Annotated in this window: 12 protein-coding genes and 1 tRNA gene; 5 read left to right on the top strand and 8 right to left on the bottom strand. The window is 63.3% G+C overall.

All coding sequences use genetic code 11. The features are described 5' to 3' along the window. From glpB to I6L39_RS17445, 3 genes are all read right to left on the bottom strand, one after another. Nucleotides 1-1,266 carry a glycerol-3-phosphate dehydrogenase subunit GlpB gene (glpB, locus tag I6L39_RS17455; RefSeq protein ID WP_216990363.1) on the bottom strand — a complete coding sequence of 422 codons (1,266 nt, stop codon included), beginning with the start codon at nt 1,264-1,266 and terminating at the stop codon, nt 1-3. Further along, a complete protein-coding gene (gene glpA / locus I6L39_RS17450; protein WP_216990362.1) occupies nt 1,256-2,938 on the bottom strand; it encodes an anaerobic glycerol-3-phosphate dehydrogenase subunit A in 1,683 nt (560 codons plus the stop codon). Before glpA ends, glpB begins: the two co-directional genes overlap by 11 nt. 193 nt (nt 2,939-3,131) lie before the next feature. Next, nucleotides 3,132-3,587, bottom strand: a complete 456-nt coding sequence (locus I6L39_RS17445) for a YchJ family protein (protein WP_216990361.1) — start codon at nt 3,585-3,587, stop codon at nt 3,132-3,134. 131 nt (nt 3,588-3,718) lie between these two features. Between I6L39_RS17445 and I6L39_RS17440 the strand changes: the two genes are divergently transcribed. Continuing rightward, entirely contained in the window at nt 3,719-5,386 is a 1,668-nt protein-coding gene (locus I6L39_RS17440; RefSeq protein ID WP_216990360.1) for a methyl-accepting chemotaxis protein, read from the top strand. Between the two features lie 104 nt (nt 5,387-5,490). Continuing rightward, nucleotides 5,491-6,702 carry an ROK family protein gene (locus I6L39_RS17435; RefSeq protein WP_209792559.1) on the top strand — a complete coding sequence of 404 codons (1,212 nt, stop codon included), beginning with the start codon at nt 5,491-5,493 and terminating at the stop codon, nt 6,700-6,702. A 137-nt stretch (nt 6,703-6,839) separates the two neighbouring features. Here the strand turns inward: I6L39_RS17435 and I6L39_RS17430 are convergent, their stop codons facing one another. The 3 genes from I6L39_RS17430 to I6L39_RS17420 all read right to left on the bottom strand — a co-directional run bounded on the left by I6L39_RS17430 (nt 6,840) and on the right by I6L39_RS17420 (nt 11,096). Then, nucleotides 6,840-8,372 carry a lytic transglycosylase F gene (locus tag I6L39_RS17430; RefSeq protein ID WP_216990359.1) on the bottom strand — a complete coding sequence of 511 codons (1,533 nt, stop codon included), beginning with the start codon at nt 8,370-8,372 and terminating at the stop codon, nt 6,840-6,842. A 190-nt stretch (nt 8,373-8,562) separates the two neighbouring features. After that, on the bottom strand, nt 8,563-10,248 hold the full coding sequence (locus I6L39_RS17425; protein WP_042076971.1) for an aspartate:alanine antiporter: 1,686 nt from the start codon (nt 10,246-10,248) through the stop codon (nt 8,563-8,565). Nucleotides 10,249-11,020: 772 nt separating this feature from the next. Further along, nucleotides 11,021-11,096, bottom strand: a tRNA-Asn gene (locus I6L39_RS17420). Between the two features lie 132 nt (nt 11,097-11,228). On the opposite strand from I6L39_RS17420, the gene uvrB reads away from it, so the two are divergent. From uvrB to I6L39_RS17405, 3 genes are all read left to right on the top strand, one after another. After that, entirely contained in the window at nt 11,229-13,241 is a 2,013-nt protein-coding gene (uvrB, locus tag I6L39_RS17415; RefSeq protein ID WP_216990358.1) for an excinuclease ABC subunit UvrB, read from the top strand. Continuing rightward, nucleotides 13,238-13,495, top strand: a complete 258-nt coding sequence (locus tag I6L39_RS17410; RefSeq protein ID WP_216990357.1) for a YkvA family protein — start codon at nt 13,238-13,240, stop codon at nt 13,493-13,495. The genes uvrB and I6L39_RS17410 overlap by 4 nt, the downstream gene beginning before the upstream one ends. Before the next feature lie 170 nt (nt 13,496-13,665). Beyond that, on the top strand, nt 13,666-14,319 hold the full coding sequence (locus I6L39_RS17405) for a DedA family protein (protein ID WP_216991831.1): 654 nt from the start codon (nt 13,666-13,668) through the stop codon (nt 14,317-14,319). 223 nt (nt 14,320-14,542) lie between these two features. Here I6L39_RS17405 and dsbB read toward each other — a convergent pair whose 3' ends face one another. Together dsbB and nhaB are read right to left on the bottom strand one after the other, a co-directional pair. Further along, entirely contained in the window at nt 14,543-15,064 is a 522-nt protein-coding gene (dsbB, locus tag I6L39_RS17400) for a disulfide bond formation protein DsbB (protein ID WP_216990356.1), read from the bottom strand. 85 nt (nt 15,065-15,149) lie between these two features. After that, the gene (gene nhaB / locus I6L39_RS17395) at nt 15,150-16,724 is read right to left on the bottom strand and encodes a Na(+)/H(+) antiporter NhaB (protein WP_216990355.1); all 1,575 of its coding nucleotides are present in this window, start codon (nt 16,722-16,724) and stop codon (nt 15,150-15,152) included. Nucleotides 16,725-16,754 lie beyond the last annotated feature (30 nt).

The following is a 16,754-nucleotide window of genomic DNA, read 5'->3' as shown; positions in this document are numbered from 1 at the left end:
TCAGCCCTCCGCCAGAATATGGCCGGCGGCTTGCCAGCCGGTGGCAACCGCCACGCCTGAACCTGACCCTTCCTTGATGGGGTCATAGTGGGCCAGCACGCTGCCGGCGCCAAAGAGGTTGGCGAGGGGCTTGCCGCCCCGCAGCACCCGCAGCTGGTCGTCCGTCTTGACCCCGAAGCCCATGAAGGGGTGGTGATCGAACAGGCGGCGACCGGCCCAGGCGTCGCGCTCGGACAGGCTCAGCACATCGGCGTCGAAGATGGGCTCGCGGATGCCGCCAAGGCGTGACTCCAGGCCGCGGCTGAAGAAGCTGCCGGAGGCGAGCACGAAGTGGTCGGCCTCGAACAGCTGGTCGTCGCCGTTCTGGCTGTGCACCCCGAGCACCCTGTCCCCCTGGTAGCGGGCACCCAGCACCCGCTCGCTGGTGAGGAAGGTGCCGCCGAGGGCCATGAAGCGCCGTTTGAGGGCCTCCTGCATCCGCATCCCGATGAGGGACGGCGGCATGGTGGCGACTTCGCGAATGGTGCAGCCGGTGCGCTTCTCCAGCTCCGCCAGGCGGGGCCCCACCAGCCCCAGCGACAGGCAGGCGGGCAGCACGATATGGCGGCAGCCCGGCTCGCCGCACTCGATCACCATGCGGCTGATCTCGCGGGCCAGATCCACCAGCAGTTCCGGTTGGCGGTCGAGCAGGCGGGCGATATCGGCGGAGCGAAACTCGTGGGGATTGCGGCTGAACTCGGCCAGCTGGGGCAGGCGGATCTCCCCGGTCAGGATCCGGCTGTGGGCGAAGCGTGCATGGGTCGCGAGATTGGCCGCCGCGAGCGCCGGGTGAAAGTCGCGAAAACCGGCCAGAGTGGCCAGCAGCAGGGCGCCGGGGGCCGGGGCCTCGGTGAGGCAGGCACAGGTCTCGGGGGAGAGCCAGGTGGACTTGAGGGTGCCGATGGGGGTGAGACGCTGGTGGTTGCGCTCCTGGCGAATGAGGGTCAGTCCCTCCTCGGCGCACTGACGCTGCAGCGCATCGAGGCTCGCCAGGATGTTGGCCAGTCCCACCTTGCTGTAGGGGTGATCCGGATGAGTGGCCATGAAATCGGGCAGGGCGGCGCGGGGATCCCCCTCGCTCTCCAGCAGATCGACCGAGCCGGAGGAGAAGTGCAGGGCGCTCTGGCCGGAGGCCATCAGCAGGGTCTTCTGGCCTGCCTCGGCCAGGCGCAGGGCCGCCGAGAGGCCCGCCATGCCGCCGCCTATCACTATGCTGTCAAATTTCATGGCTGCGCTCCTTGGTGGGGTTGGCTGGGGTGCGGGGGGCGAGCGGGAAGGGGGGATCACTCACCAGGTGGGGGGCCGTCCACTCGCCAAGGCCGAACAGCCCCTCGTAGATCCAGTAGGTAAACTCGGCTTCGCGCAGGGCATCCCCCCAGAGCACGGGGCGGGTGCCCTTGTAGCGCTCCTCCAGGAACTGGCGCAGCATGACGCAGGCCTGGCGGCCGTCGGCCTTGCCGTACTCCTGCATCAGGCCGGCGGCGCGATAGGCGCACAGCTCCCCCTGACAGGGACCCATGCCCAGGCGCGTGCGGCGGCGCAAGTCCACCAGGTTGTCCACGTCGAGCTCGCGCAGGGCGTATTCAATCTCCCCCGCGGTCACCATCTCGCATTCGCAGATGAGGGCGTTGGCCTTGGGGTTGTCGCGGAAGAAGGCGATGACCCGCTCGCCGTGACGGTACTGGGCCGAGCCTTCGGCGGGCACCGAGAGACCGGGGGCCGAGACCTTCTCCGGATCCCGCGAGCCCGGCAGGGCCAGCTCGGCGGTGCGGCAGGGCTTGCTGTTGCCCAGCTTCCTGGCCAGCAGGTCGGTGGCCCATTCGGCCATCAGGCGGTAGGTCATCAGCTTGCCGCCGGTGATGGTGTTGAAGCCCTGAAGACCGTCGCGCTCCGCATGATCCAGCAAGACGATGCCGCGGCTGATGTTGCGGCCCGACTCGTCGCCGTCCACCGCCACCAGGGGGCGTACACCGGCATAGGCGCGCAGCAGCCGGGTGCGCGCCATGACGGGGGCGAGCTTGATCCCCTCGCGCAGCAGCACCTCCACCTCGCCGGGCTCGACGGTGAGCTGGTCAATCTTGTCGTAGTCGATGCGGCTCGAGGTGGTGCCGATGAGGGAGATGGTGTCGCCCGGCACCAGGATGTCCGCATCCGCCGGCTTGCGGCAGCGGTTGAGCACCAGCTGGTTGAGGCGGTAATCCATGATGAGCAGGGAGCCCTTGGCCGGGAACATGCGGATGCCGAGGTCGGCGTACTCGCAGATCTGCTGGCCCCAGATGCCGGCGGCGTTGATCACCTCCCGGCACTCCACCTCGAACGCCTCTCCGGTGCGGGTGTTGATCGCCCTGACCCCGTGCACCCTATCCTGGGTGCGCAGCAGCCCCAGCACCTTGCTGTGGGTGAAGATGCGGGCGCCGTGTTCTTTCGCGTCCAGTACGTTGGCGGCGGCCAGGCGGAAGGGATCGACCGTGCCGTCCGGTACCTGTATGGCCCCGATCAGCGCCGGGTTGACGTTGGGTTCGAGGCGCAGCGCCTCTCGGGGATCCAGCTGGCTAGTCTCGATGCCCGCCAGGGAGCAGGCATCCATGAAGGTGCGCTGAAAATGGAGGTCATCTTCCGGCAGGGTAATGAAGAGGCCGCCGGTATCCTCCACGCAGTGGCTGGCGATCCGCTTGAGGATGCGGTTCTCCTGAATGCACTCGCGGGCGGACTCCTGATCCGTTACCGCGTAGCGGGCCCCCGAGTGGAGCAGGCCGTGGTTGCGCCCCGTGGTGCCGGCGGCGATGTCGTCCCGCTCCAGCAGGATGCAGTCGATGCCGCGCAGCGCGCAATCGCGCATGATGCCGGCACCGGTGGCGCCCCCCCCTATGATGACGACTTCCGTGGTTATTCTTTTCATTCTTGCCCGTCTCATCTCTTCCAGATGGGGCCAGTGTGGCGCTTCCCTGGTTGGAAATGTTTGATATGGGCCAAGTTAATGTTCGTAAACGCTCATAAAAAGGGGTGTTAATGAGCAAAGCGTGATTGTTGTCACACTCCAGCAACAGCAGAGGGGGCCACCGGGCCCCCTCTGTCGACACGAGTCACGGCGCTTAGCCGCAGCACTTCTTGAACTTTTTACCGCTGCCACAGGGGCAGGGGTCGTTGCGACCAACCCGCAGCGGCGCCGGATCCTGCTCGCCGTCGGTGTAGACCCAGCGCCCCTGATGACGCACGAAGCGGGATCGCTCGTGCAGGCAGTGACGCTCGTTCCCCTCCAGGAACCAGGCCTTGAACTCCACCGTGCCGGTCTCATCAAGGGGGCCGCCCTGGCTGGCGAGGATCTCGAGGCCGTCCCAGCGGGTATCGGTCCGGGAGAGCTCGGCCGCCGTCAGGCCGTGCAGAAAGTCAGGGTGCCAGCTGTGGATCAGGTACTCCCCCAATCCCAGCACGAAGGCGCTGTAGCGCGAGCGCATCAGCTGCTCCGGGCTGGCGGCGGCCTGGCCTGCGTGGAGCACGCCACAGCACTGGGAGAGGGGGAGGGAGGAACCGCAAGGACATTGGCTCATGGGTCAGCTCATCGGGTCGATAATAAAAGGTGGCGGGATTGTAGCGAAGGCACTCCCCCCTCGGCCAGCACTCCATGGCTGAGCGAGTAGGAACGAAGCACCCACAATAAAATGGCTAAAGGAAGTACAAGATGACGCTAAAGCAGAAAATTCTGTTGCTGGGGGCCATCCCCGTGCTGCTGATGGCCCTGGTGGTCAACCTCAGCAACTACCTGGTGGCCAGGAACGGTCTGGAGTCCGATCTGGTGGTGGCGAGGGAGAAGGCGGTCAAGGAGCGCAAGGCCCTGCTCAGCAGCTACCTGATGCTGGCCAAGACGGCCATTGAGCAGGCCTATGCCGGGCCAGACAACCCAGAGACCCGCCAGCGGGTGACCGAGATCCTGCGCCCCTTGCGCTATGGCAGTGACGGCTACTTCTTCGTCTACGACTACCAGGGGAACACTGTGCTGCTGCCGACCCGCCCCGAGATGGAGGGCAAGAATCGCTGGCAGGACAAGGATGCCAAGGGCACCTTCCTGATCCAGGGGATCATCAAGTCGGCGCGGGAGGGAGACGGCTTCTCCGAATACTGGACCAACAAGCCGTCCCTCGGCCGGGATGCCCCCAAGCTCTCCTTCAACCTGGTGCTCGACAAGTACCAGTGGGTGGTGGGCACGGGCTTCTACATCGACGATATCGACAACGAGCTGGCGGCCCTGCGCAGCGAGCGCGAGGAGACCATGCACGCCTCCCTGCAAAGCAGCGTGCTGCTCATCCTGGTGATCCTGGGGGTGACCCTGGCTGCCACCGTGGTGATCGGCAACCGGGTCACCCGGCCGCTGGCGGACGCGGTCTCGGCCCTCAACGACATCGCCGACGGGGAAGGGGATCTGACCCGGCGCCTCAAGGTGCAGAGCAAGGATGAGGTGGGTCAGCTGGCCACCGCCTTCAACCGTTTCGTCGAAAGGATCCAGTCGGTGGTGAGCCAGGTGGGGGAGACCAGCCATCAGCTGCTCGGCGCCGTGGACAGGCTGCACAGCCTGAGCGAGCACGCAGACAGGCAAATGCAGGGCCATGGCAAGGAGACGGATCAGGTGGTCACCGCCGTGACCGAGATGAGTTCCACCGCCCAGGAGGTGGCGGCCAGCGCCTCCAACGCGGCCTGCGCCACCAGCGATGCGGCCCGCGAATCGGACGCCGCCCGCGGTGTGGTGAACAACGCCATCGGCAGCATCAACCGGCTGGTGGACGAGGTACACGTGGCCGCCGGTGTCATCGAGCAGCTCGCCCACGAGACCGGCAAGATAGGGTCCGTGGTGGAGGTCATTCGCGGCATCGCCGATCAGACCAATCTGCTGGCGCTCAACGCCGCCATCGAGGCGGCACGGGCCGGCGAGCAGGGCCGCGGCTTTGCGGTGGTGGCGGACGAGGTGCGCTCCCTGGCCGGTCGCACCCAGCAAAGCACCAAGGAGATCAACGAGATGCTCCAGCGGCTGCAGGGCGGGGTCAGGCAGGCGGTCGAGGTGATGCAGGCGAGCGAGGCCCGCAGCCAGGAGACGGTGCAGGAGGCGAGCCACATCGCCAGCTCCCTCGACAGCATGGTGGCGGCCGTCGGTACCATCAACGACATGAATATCCAGATAGCGACCGCCGCCGAGGAGCAGCACGCGGTCTCCGAGGAGATCAACAAGAACCTGGTGGCCATCCAGCAGATCGTCAGCGAGCTGACCGAGGCGGCCGGGGAGTCCAACACCACCACCCGCGCCCTGGCCGGTACGGGTGACAAATTGCGTCAACTCGTCTCCCGCTTCCGTTACTAGTCACATTTTTGCCGTGTGGACGGGATATCCAGACGGCAAATTTGGGGATCGGCACAGAATGTGGGAAAATCGCGCCATTCGTTCCTTTCGTTAGCCCCAACCCTATGAATGAGATCGTGAAAGGCAGTATCGATTTGATCCGTCAGCTCAACTACGGCCTGGTCTACGCCAGCCTGGAGGAGCACAAGGAGCTGTCCCGTACCGATCTGTCCCGTTTGACCGGCCTCTCTCCCGCCAGCATCACCAAGATCACCCGCGAGTTGCTCGATGGCGGTCTGGTGGTTACCTGTGGCGAGAGCTCGGTGGGCCGTGGCCGCCGTCAGACCCTGCTGCGCATCAACGAGCGCCGCTTCCAGTTTCTCTCCATGCGCCTTGGCCGCGGCTATGTGGACATGGCCCTGTTCGATCTGGCGGGCCGCTCCATGGCGCGCCATCGCCACGTCTTCAACGAGGGGGAGCGAGCCTCCCTGCTGGCGAGCCTGGTGCGGGCCATCGAGGGCTTCCTGCCCAAGAAGGCGCTGCGCCTTGCCTGCATCGCCCTCTGCCTGCCGGGGCAGGTGGAGCGCCACTCCGGCATGGTCAAGCACTTTCCCTACTACGATCTGCGCAACTGGCCCCTCGGGCCCACCCTGCAGGAGGCCTTCTCGGTGCCCGTGCTGGTGAGCGGTGACGTGCGCACCTGGATCCAGGCCGAGCGGGAGTGGGGGGCCGCCAAGAACTGTGCCGATGCGGTGCTGGTGTTCGTGCACAACGACATCGGGGTCGGCATGGTGGTCAACGGCCAGCTCATCGAGAGCGAGGCGGCCCTGCTCGGGGATCTCAGCCACCTGCAGCTCGAGCCCTACGGCCAGCGCTGTTACTGCGGCGGTTTTGGCTGCGCCTGCACGCTCGTGACCAATCAGGCGCTGGAGGCCCAGTACCGGGACCTGCGCGAACGGATGCAGGAGCACGATCTGCCCGAGGTCGTCACCATCCGCGAGCTGTGCGAGCTGGCGCTGGCGGGCAACAGCCTCTGCCAGGATATCCTGCACCAGGCGGCGGGGCGCCTCTCCCGGGTGCTGGCCAACCTCATCTGCCTGCTCAATCCGGGCAAGCTGCTGCTGGGGGGGGAGATCACCCGGGCCGATCGCCTGCTGTTCCCCATGCTGCACCAGTCCCTGGCGAGCCAGCTGCCGGCCGACTACCTGGTGCGTCTGCAGATCGAGTCCACCCATTTCTATGAAGACCCCACCAAGCCCACCTCGGTGCAGGTGCACAAGGCCCTGCGAGACGGCAGCCTGCTGCTCGAGCTGCTGCGAGGCGACAAGGAGGCCTGACTGCCTGCCGCAGTGCCGCTCCATCATGCACTGGCCGTTTTAACTCCGTGGGAGGAGGGGGGCTGATTAGGGGACAAACAACAGGCGGGCCTTCCGAGGAAGGCCCGCCTGTTGTTTGCAAACGCCGGGTGGCGGCTCTAGGACTTGGTCTCCTTGGCGGGCGCCTTGTCGGCGGGTTGCTCCTGCCGTTTGAGGGTTTCGCTGGCTTGCTGTCTCAGCTGCATCTGCTCCATCACCAGCTTGTAGGCGATGTAGTACTTGTAGATGTTGCCCACATAGGTGACGGTCTCGGCTCCTATCTTCTCCGCCGCCACGTATTCGACGTTGTGGAACCAGACGTTGGGATCCAGCCCCCGTTTCTTCGCCTCGGTGCGCAGTCGCGCCACCCGGGCGGGACCGGCGTTGTAGGAGGCAAACGAGAATAATGCCTTGTCGAGGGCGGTCATGGGCTCGTCGGCGTAGTAGTGATCGATCATCCAGCGCATGTATTTGACGCCGCCGTGGATGTTGGGCTCGAGCTGGCGGATGTCGCCCACCTTCAGCCCCTTGCCGGTGGCGGGCATGATCTGCATGATGCCGATGGCGCCGACATGGCTGCGCGCCTTGTGGTTGAGGGCGGACTCCTGATAGCCCTGGGCGACGACCAGCAGCCAGTCCACGTCGTATTTCTCGCCGTATTCACGAAACAGTTCCACCACCTGCAGGAACTTCTTGCGCTCGGCCTCGGCGGCGGCGCTCTTGACGAACTTGTTCTGCTTGAGATAGCGCGCCAGTATGTCCTCCCCCGTCGCCTTGCCGCGGATCGCCTTGATCTGCTCGTTGAGCATGGCGAGCAGCTTGGGACTGTCCTGGCGTACCGCCCAGGCGATGATGCCCCCCTCCCGGAACACCGGGGTCTCATGAATGGTGATCTTGGGGAAGATCTTCTGCCAGAAGCGGGCCTTGTGCTCGTCCATGACGATGAAGGGAAGCAGGCCCGCGTTCACCATCTCCACCAGATCTTCATCTTCCAGCACTTCGGAGGCGGGCTGGATGTCGATGAGGGGCTCTCCCGCCGCCTTGCGGGCCTGGTTATAGGCCATGAGGCTCTCGAAATAGCTGGAGGAGGGGCGCACGAAGATGGTCTTGCCACCCAGATCGGCGGCGCTCTCCACCTTGGGGGAATCGGGGCCCGAGACGAGCAGCTCCCGCACGTTCTCGAGCAAGGGATCGCTGAACACCACCCCCTGCTTCTTGCGCTTGTCCGTGATGGTGAGGTTGGCGGCGGCGATATCCCCCTTGCCTTCGATGAGGGAGGTCAGCAGGGCCTCGCGGGCGACGGGAATGAAGACGAAGTGCACCTTGAGGTGACGCTTGATGGCCTTCTGCTTGCGCAGTTGTTCGTTGAGGCGTTTCTCCACCTGCATGAAGGCGTCGTAAGTGACCCCCCGTTGCACCCCCTTGTTGATGAAGTAGCCGGTCTTGTTGTAGGTGGTGAGCACCCGTATGGTGCGCCGCTCCAGCATGGCGTCGAGATCCCCCAGCATGGGTTTGGCGAGTTCCTCGCTGTCAAAGGCCAGGGCGCTGCGCTCCTCTTCTTCCTCGGTGGTGGCTTTTTTATCTGGCTCGGCACTCCAGGCCGGGGACAGGGAATAAAGCACCCAAAAAATGACAATCCATAAGCGTTTCATGATGTTCACCTCACTCGTTTTATTGAGTGTAAGCGTGGCTCAGAGGACCCCTTAGCTCGTTGGGTTTGATTGCGCTCGGGTGATAGCACGATCTTCACTATCGGTTGGGGGCCTGGCCGGGGAGAACGCCAAATGAAGAGGGAGCCCGTGGGCTCCCTCTTTTCATTGCATATTCAATACCCGAGCCGGCCTAGAACCAGAAGCCGATGATGAAGGAGCCCGCCAGGGTCAGCATGACGTTGGCTACCGCATAGGTGCCGGCATAGCCGAGCGCCGGGATGGAGCTGTTGGCTGCCTCGTTCACCACGTCCATGGCCGGGGCGCAGGTGCGGGCCCCGGTGATGGCCCCCAGCAGCAGGGCCGGGTTCATCTTCAGCACCCAGACCCCGAACAGGTAACCCACCAGCACCGGCAGTGTGGTCACCAGCATGCCGGAGAAGAGCACCACCATGCCCACCTCGCTCAGGTGATCCAGGATGCCGCCCCCCGCTTTCAACCCGGTGCTCACCATGAAGACGGCGAGGCCGAGATCCTTGGCTAGGCGCAGGGCGCCCGGCGGCACATAGCCTACCGTGGGGTGGTTGGCCCGAAGATAGCCCATCAGGATCCCCGCCAGCAGCAGGCCGACGGCGTTGCCGAGGCCGAATTCTATCTGGCCGAACACCAGGGAGACGGAGCCGATGAGCAGGCCCAGCACGAAGAAGGTGGTGAAGGCCACCAGATCCGTTGTCTGGCTATGGATGCTGATGAAGCCGATCTTGTTGGCCAGGAGCTTGACCCGCTGTTTCTCGCCGCTGATCTGCAGCACGTCACCCTTCTGCAGCATGATGTTGCGATCGAACGGCATCTCTATCTGGGATCGCACCACCCGGTTGAGGAAGCACCCCTTCTCGGTGAGGTTGAGTTCCACCAGGTGGCGGCCGACCACGGCATCGTTCTTCACCACTATCTCTTCGGTGACGATCTGCAGGTCCAGCAGGTTGCGATCGAACACCTCCTTGCCGTTGCGGTAGTTGACGTCCAGCTTCTCGTGGCTCTCGGGGTAGCCCACCAGGGCGATCTCGTCTCCCTCCTGGATGACGGCGTCACCATCGGGGCTGGCAAGTATGCCGTTGCGGCGAATGCGCTCCACATAACAGCCGGTGTGGGGATAGATGCCGGTCTCTCGCAGGGTGCGACCGCCGATCCAGGCGGCGAGCTCCGGGCCGACCCGATAGGCGCGGATGATGGGAAGGTAGGTCTTGCGGCTCTCGCTGTCGGAGAGGCCCCGCTCGCGGGCGATCTTCTGGGCCTCGGTGTTGAGGTCGAGCCGCGCCAGGGAAGGCAGGTAGCGCACCACCAGCATCAATCCCACCAGCCCCACCAGATAGGTGAGCGCATAGCCGATGCCCATGTTGTCGAGCACCGACTGCATGTCGGTCTGGTGGGGCAGGTTGAGCAGGCCGCTGCGCAGGGCATCCTGGGCGCCCACCAGCGCCGGGGTGGAGGTGAGCGACCCCGCCAGGATGCCGGCCGCCATGCCGGGCCCCAGATTGAAGAACTTGGCCAGCCCCACGGTGAGCAGCAGGGCGCTCAGCAGGATCACCAGGGTCAGGGTGATGTAGTGGATGCCGTCGCGCAGGAAGACGCTGAAGAAGTGCGGCCCCGCTTCAATCCCCACGCAGAAGATGAACAGCATAAAGCCGACGTTTTCGGTGGAGGTGGAAAACTGGAATCCCATCTGGCCGAACAGCAGGGCGGTGAACAGCACCCCTATGGTATTGCCTATCTGGAAGTTGCCGATGCGGACCTTGCCTAGCAGCAGGCCGAAGGCCAGTACCACGAACAGCAGCAGGGAGTCGCTTTGATGTAGCAGTGTCACGAAATCTATGGTCATGCCCGGAAAAACCGAGGAAAAAAGTGGGGCCGATATTGTGCCGTATCCCTTGGCAAGAAAGAAGCGCCAAAGCGGATCGACAGCCAGTTAAGTGGCGCCTCGACCAGAGGGGTGAGGGATGCGCGGCGCCCAGGAGGAAAAATACTCTACTTTACGCTGCCGGATCCGGTGTCAATGAGTGATTTCTGCTGTCGGGAAGGGAGGGGCCGACGGCCCTGTGGACAATTTATTACCTGCTGTATGGGGAGCGATTGGGCATGGTTTTCAGCATTTTTCACTGAGGTCAGTTAAGGGATACAAAAGAACCCCATTTGTCGTCCGGCGAGGGCTGACCCGTGACACGGGGCATGGCGAAAAAAGACCGCGCCGTGGTGGGGGCGTTGCCCTGGTTGACCCCATTTAGGGGGACGGACAAAAACAGCAGAAAATGGGGCGAGCGGTGCGTCGCCTCGCCAAACCGGAGACAATCGCTGCCAACCCAGATGAACATTGGCTTTGGTCAACTTACCCACAGAAACTGTGGATAACCCTGTTCATGAAACTTGGTGATCAGGCTGTATCCCGCGCCAATACTGGGCTTCAAGGGCTGTTCAAAAAATACCGGCAATAAATTGTTTCTATAAAAATCAAATAGTTATGTGCGGCAGAACAAAACGCTGCCGGTCAGTGACGGGGGATCAAAAGGGAGGCGTGCAGCAAGGCAGGGCTTGTGCATTAAAATTGGCAGAGGAAAGCACTAAAGTGGATAACTTGCACCGAGATGGTGAGGAATTGGCTCCCCCGACTGGACTTGAACCAGTGACATACGGATTAACAGTCCGCCGTTCTACCGACTGAACTACGGGGGAACATCAGGCAAGGAGGTGCATCATACAGAGGTCGTATTTCGGGGTCAATAGCCATCAGGGCAGGCCGGCGGATACCCAGGCCCGTCAACTCGGGGTACACTGCACTCTTGCCGTTTTTTGCCGGGAGTCGTCATGAGCAAGTTATTTCAGTTGGCCAGCCAATTTCAACCCGCCGGGGATCAGCCGAGGGCCATCGCCCAGCTGCTCGACGGCATAGAGTCCGGGTTGGCCCACCAGACCCTGCTCGGGGTGACCGGCTCGGGCAAGACCTTCACCATGGCCAACGTCATCGCGACTCTCAATCGCCCCACCATGATACTGGCGCCCAACAAGACGCTGGCGGCCCAGCTCTACGGGGAGATGAAGGAGTTCTTCCCCGAGAACTCGGTGGAGTATTTCGTCTCCTACTACGACTACTACCAGCCGGAAGCCTATGTGCCGACCACGGACACCTTTATAGAGAAGGATGCCTCCATCAACGATCACATCGAGCAGATGCGGCTCTCGGCCACCAAGGCGCTGCTGGAGCGGCGCGACGTGGTGATCGTCGCCTCGGTGTCGGCCATCTATGGCCTGGGGGATCCCCAGGCCTACCTCAGCATGATGCTGCACCTGAAAGTGGGGGACGTGATCAATCAGCGGGATATCCTGCGTCGCCTCGCCGAGCTGCAGTACACCCGCAACGACATGGCATTCCAGCGCGGTACCTTCCGGGTACGGGGGGAGGTGATCGACATCTACCCCGCCGAATCGGACAAGCTGGCCCTGCGGGTGGAACTGTTTGACGAAGAAGTGGAGCGCCTCTCCCTGTTCGACCCGCTGACCGGCGCCATCGAGCAGACGGTGGTGCGCTACACCATCTACCCCAAGACCCACTATGCCACCCCGCGCGAGACCATACTCGGCGCCATCGAGCACATCAAGGAGGAGCTCAAGAGTCGCCGTGAGCAGCTGTTGTCGCTGGGCAAGCTGGTGGAGGAGCAGCGCATCAGCCAGCGCACCCAGTTCGACATGGAGATGATGCAGGAGCTCGGCTACTGCTCCGGCATCGAGAACTACAGCCGCTACCTCTCCGGACGCGCGCCGGGGGAGCCGCCGCCCACCCTGTTTGACTACCTGCCGGGGGACGGCCTGCTCATCATCGACGAATCCCACGTCACGGTGCCGCAGATCGGCGCCATGTTCAAGGGCGACCGCTCCCGCAAGGAGACCCTGGTGGAGTACGGCTTTAGGCTTCCCTCGGCGCTCGACAACCGGCCGCTGAAGTTCGACGAATTCGAAGCGCTGATGCCGCAGACGGTGTTCGTCTCGGCGACCCCAGGCCCCTACGAGCTGGAGAAGTCCGGCGGCGACGTGGTGCAGCAGGTGGTGCGTCCCACCGGCCTGCTGGATCCCGAGGTGGAGGTGCGGCCCGTCAGCACCCAGGTGGACGACCTGCTCTCCGAGATCCGCAAGCGGGTGGCCGTGGAGGAGCGGGTGCTGGTGACCACCCTCACCAAGCGGATGGCGGAGGACTTGACCGAATACCTGGCGGATCACGAGGTGCGGGTGCGTTACCTGCACTCCGACATTGATACCGTGGAGCGGGTGGAGATCATCCGCGATCTGCGCCTCGGCAAATTCGACGTGCTGGTGGGCATCAACCTGCTGCGCGAAGGCCTCGACATGCCGGAGGTCTCCCTGGTGGCCATCCTGGATGCGGACAAGGAGGGCTTCCTGCGCTCCACCCGCTCCCTTATCCAGACCATCGGCCGGGCGGCGCGCAACCTCAACGGCAAGGTGATCCTCTACGGGGATACCATCACCAACTCCATGCGGGTGGCCATTGAAGAGACCGAGCGGCGCCGCGCCCTTCAACACGCCCACAACCTGGAACACGGCATCGTGCCCAAGGGGCTCAACAAGTCCATCGGGGACGTGATGGACATGGGGGGCAGCCGCACCGCGGGCAAGGCCGGGCGGGGCAGCCGCAAGGCCGCCGAGCCGCAGGGGGAGTACCATGCCCGCTCCGCCAGCGAGATCGCCAAGGAGATCAAGCGGATGGAGGAGCAGATGTTCCAGCATGCGCGGGATCTGGAGTTCGAGCAGGCGGCGGCGCTGCGGGATCAGATCCAGCGGCTGCGCAGCGAGTTGATCGAGTCGTGAGCGCCAGACGCTGGCTTATCTGGCGGCGGCTGCGCCGCCTCTACCTGGGGTTTCGCCATCCGTCCACCCCCTGGTGGGCGCGGGGGCTGGTCATCTTTATTCTGCTCTACGGCATCAGCCCGGTGGATCTGGTGCCCGACCTGGTGCCGCTCTTTGGCTGGCTCGACGATATCAGCCTGTTGCTGCTTCTGTTATGGGGCTGGGAGAGGTGCTTGCCCGATGCCGTGCTGACCTCTCTGGACAAGGCCGATTGACCCCGATCTGACCCCGTTCATGGCAGTTTTTTTCTTGCCACCGGGTGCGCCAGTTAAGGGTATTGAATGGCTCCTTTTGTATGAGGGCGAAAAAGGGGACCATGGGGTGATTGTGAGCCAGGTCTCATTGGCGTAGACTCCACGCCGTTCACTTCATGAGTACCCAAAAAATGGATCTGATCCTCTTTGCCATCGACTTTATCCTGCACGTTGACGTGCACCTGAAAGAGCTGTTCGAACACTACGGGATCTGGGTGTACGCCATCCTGTTTCTCATCATCTTCTGCGAGACAGGCCTGGTGGTCACCCCCTTCCTGCCTGGCGACTCCCTGCTGTTTGCCGCCGGGGCCCTGACGGTGGGCAGCGTGCTGGACGTGCATACCCTGGCAGGGGTGCTGGTCATCGCCGCTGTGCTCGGTAACGTGGTGAACTACACCATAGGGCACTTTTTCGGCGAGCAGCTGTTCCGCAATCCGGACTCGAAGATCTTCCGCCGCGATTACCTGGTCAAGACCCACGCCTTCTATGCCAAGCACGGGGGCAAGACCATCATCATCACCCGCTTCCTGCCCATAGTGCGCACCTTTGCGCCCTTCGTGGCGGGGATGGGTGCCATGACCTATCCACGCTTCCTGGCGTTCAATCTGGTGGGCGGCCTCCTGTGGGTGCTCTCCTTCGTCTATGCGGGCCACTTCTTCGGCAATCTGCCAGTGGTGCGTCACAACTTCACCCTGCTCATCTTCGGCATCATCGGCATCTCCCTGCTGCCCATGGTGGTCGGCATGGTGAAGGCCAGGATGGATGCCGGCAAGGTGGCCTCCTGAGCTTCTTGTTCCGTGGCGCAATGAAATGAGAAAGGGAGCCGATGGCTCCCTTTCTGTTTGTGGCCTGCTCACTGTCAGATTGCCGATGGTCACGATGGCAATCGGCAATCTGGAGACGAAGATGGCAACTCACCGCTGAGGAACCAGAGTCCAGGCGTGATCTGACGCATAAACAAAGGAGGGAGCCATCGGCTCCCTCCTTTGTTTATGCGTGCCTCCCGGCTCAGTTGCAGCAGCGACCCTTGATCAGGTTGCCGATGGCGACCACCACAAAGACCAGCAGATAGGCGGCGAAGATGGCGACCAGCCACTGGGGCATGGAGAAGCCGAGGAATTGCCAGCTGATCTCGCTGCAATCTCCGTCCGGATAGAACATCCAGGGGATCCACTGATCCAGCGGCGCCCAGATGGGGAAGTCGACAAAGCCCTCGCACACGTTGAAGGGGGAGGGGTTCATCTGATAATCCACATGCTTGAGCGCCAGCTTCAGGCCCCAGAAGGCGCTGTAGCCCCACAGCAGCATGGCGCTCCAGCGTACATACCACTTCTGGGGCGCCACCATGCCGAGCAGGCCGGCCGCCAGCACGCCCAGGATGGCGATCCGCTCGTAGATGCACATGACACAAGGGTGCAGGCCCAGCACGTGCTGGAAGAAGAGGGCGCACAGTTCGAGGAAGAGGGCGGACGCGGCCAGCAATCCCCAGGCCAGGCGATGGCTGGCAATGCGGCGAAGAAACTCGATCATCTGATTGATCTCACAGAGAAAATAGTGGCTGAATTAGAGCAGAGCCCCATCCAAAAAGAAAGGGGCCGTACAGCCCCTTTCACCATCAGTGTGCCGCCGGCGCCGACAGGGGCACGGCGGCGTGCTCCATCAGCCAACCCGCCTGGTAGAACCATTCGGTGGCGGGGCCGAGCAACAGCTCCACGGAGAAGAAGCCGACCAGGCCCAGTACCAGGGTATAAGGCAGGGCCATCCATACCATGCGGCCGTACGAGAGGCGCAGCAGGGGGGCCAGTGCCGAGGTCAGCATGAACAGGAAGGCGGCCTGGCCGTTGGGGGTGGCGACCGAGGGCAGGTTGGTGCCCGTGTTGATGGCCACCGCCAGCAGATCGAAGTGGGCGCGGCTGATGGCCCCGTTGATCAGCGCCGTCTTCACCTCGTTGATGTAGACGGTGCCGACGAAGACGTTGTCACTGACCATGGAGAGCAGGCCGTTGGCCAGATAGAAGAGGGCTAGCTGATCCTCGGGCTTGGCCGCCAGCACCCACTGGATCACCGGCTTGAACAGCTGTTGATCGATGATCACCGCCACCACGCTGAAGAAGACGGTGAGCAGGGCGGTGAAGGGCAGCGCCTCGTGGAAGGCCTTGCCGAGGGCGTGTTCCTCTGTGATGCCGGTGAAGGCGGTGGCGAGCACGATGACGGTCAGGCCGATCAGCCCCACGGCGGCCAGATGCAGGGCCAGCCCCGTGATAAGCCAGGTGGCGATCAGTGCCTGGACGATCAGCTTGGCCTTGTCTTGCGGGGTACGCTGGGCTTCTTCCTCGCGCTCGTACGCTTCCATGATGTGGCGTACGGGCTCGGGCAGCCGGGTGCCATAGCCGAACCAGCGGAACTTTTCGACCAGGATGCAGGTGAGCAGACCGCAGAGGAACACGGGGATGGTGACGGGAGACATGCGAACGGCAAACTCGCCGAAATGCCAACCCGCCTGCTCGCCGATGATGAGGTTCTGGGGCTCGCCGACCAGGGTGCAGACGCCCCCCAGTGCGGTACCGATGGCCGCGTGCATCATCAGACTGCGCAAGAAGGCCCGAAATTCGTTCAGATGCCGACGGGAGAGCTCGTCGATCTCCTCGTCATCGTGGTGCAGATTGCCGGACTCATCCCGTGAGGCCACCTTGTGGTAGATGGCGTAGAAACCGGTGGCGACGCTGATCACCACGGCGATCACGGTCAGGGCATCGAGGAAGGCGGACAAAAAGGCCGACACCAGGCAGAAGGCGAGGGAGAGCAGCGTTTTGGAGTGGATGCGCACCAGCATCTTGGTGAAGACATAGAGCAGCAACTGCTTCATGAAGTAGATGCCGGCCACCATGAAGACCAGTAGCAGCAGCACTTCTATATTGGCCACCAGCTCATGTTTGATCTGATCGGCCGAGGTCATGCCGATGAGTACCGCCTCGATGGCCAGCAGGCCGCCGGGTTGCAAGGGGTAGCACTTGAGGGCCATGGCCAGGGTGAAGATGAACTCGACGACCAGCAGCCAGCCAGCCAGGAAGGGATCAAGGTGAAAGACGATCGGATTGATCAGCAGGAATAGGACGATGGCAAGCTTGTACCATCGCGGGGCATTGCCCAGAAAATTCTTTGTAAAAGCGCGCCCTAGGCTGATTGGCATAATGATGGTTCTCGGTTCTGTTGTTGGTAT

It is taken from the genome of Aeromonas sp. FDAARGOS 1409 (genome assembly GCF_019048705.1).
GTDB classification, from domain to species: domain Bacteria; phylum Pseudomonadota; class Gammaproteobacteria; order Enterobacterales; family Aeromonadaceae; genus Aeromonas; species Aeromonas sanarellii.
Note: the sequence above shows the minus strand (reverse complement) of the source record. Positions and strands in the feature narration are given on the sequence as shown.

Coding starts and splice junctions, on each gene's coding strand:
- glpB (WP_216990363.1), bottom strand. CDS start 1,266: ATGAAATTTGACAGCATAGTGATAGGCGGCGGCATGGCGGGCCTCTCG.
- I6L39_RS17430 (WP_216990359.1), bottom strand. CDS start 8,372: ATGAAACGCTTATGGATTGTCATTTTTTGGGTGCTTTATTCCCTGTCC.
- uvrB (WP_216990358.1), top strand. CDS start 11,229: ATGAGCAAGTTATTTCAGTTGGCCAGCCAATTTCAACCCGCCGGGGAT.
- glpA (WP_216990362.1), bottom strand. CDS start 2,938: ATGAAAAGAATAACCACGGAAGTCGTCATCATAGGGGGGGGCGCCACC.
- I6L39_RS17435 (WP_209792559.1), top strand. CDS start 5,491: ATGAATGAGATCGTGAAAGGCAGTATCGATTTGATCCGTCAGCTCAAC.
- I6L39_RS17405 (WP_216991831.1), top strand. CDS start 13,666: ATGGATCTGATCCTCTTTGCCATCGACTTTATCCTGCACGTTGACGTG.
- I6L39_RS17440 (WP_216990360.1), top strand. CDS start 3,719: ATGACGCTAAAGCAGAAAATTCTGTTGCTGGGGGCCATCCCCGTGCTG.
- I6L39_RS17445 (WP_216990361.1), bottom strand. CDS start 3,587: ATGAGCCAATGTCCTTGCGGTTCCTCCCTCCCCCTCTCCCAGTGCTGT.
- I6L39_RS17425 (WP_042076971.1), bottom strand. CDS start 10,248: ATGACCATAGATTTCGTGACACTGCTACATCAAAGCGACTCCCTGCTG.
- dsbB (WP_216990356.1), bottom strand. CDS start 15,064: ATGATCGAGTTTCTTCGCCGCATTGCCAGCCATCGCCTGGCCTGGGGA.
- nhaB (WP_216990355.1), bottom strand. CDS start 16,724: ATGCCAATCAGCCTAGGGCGCGCTTTTACAAAGAATTTTCTGGGCAAT.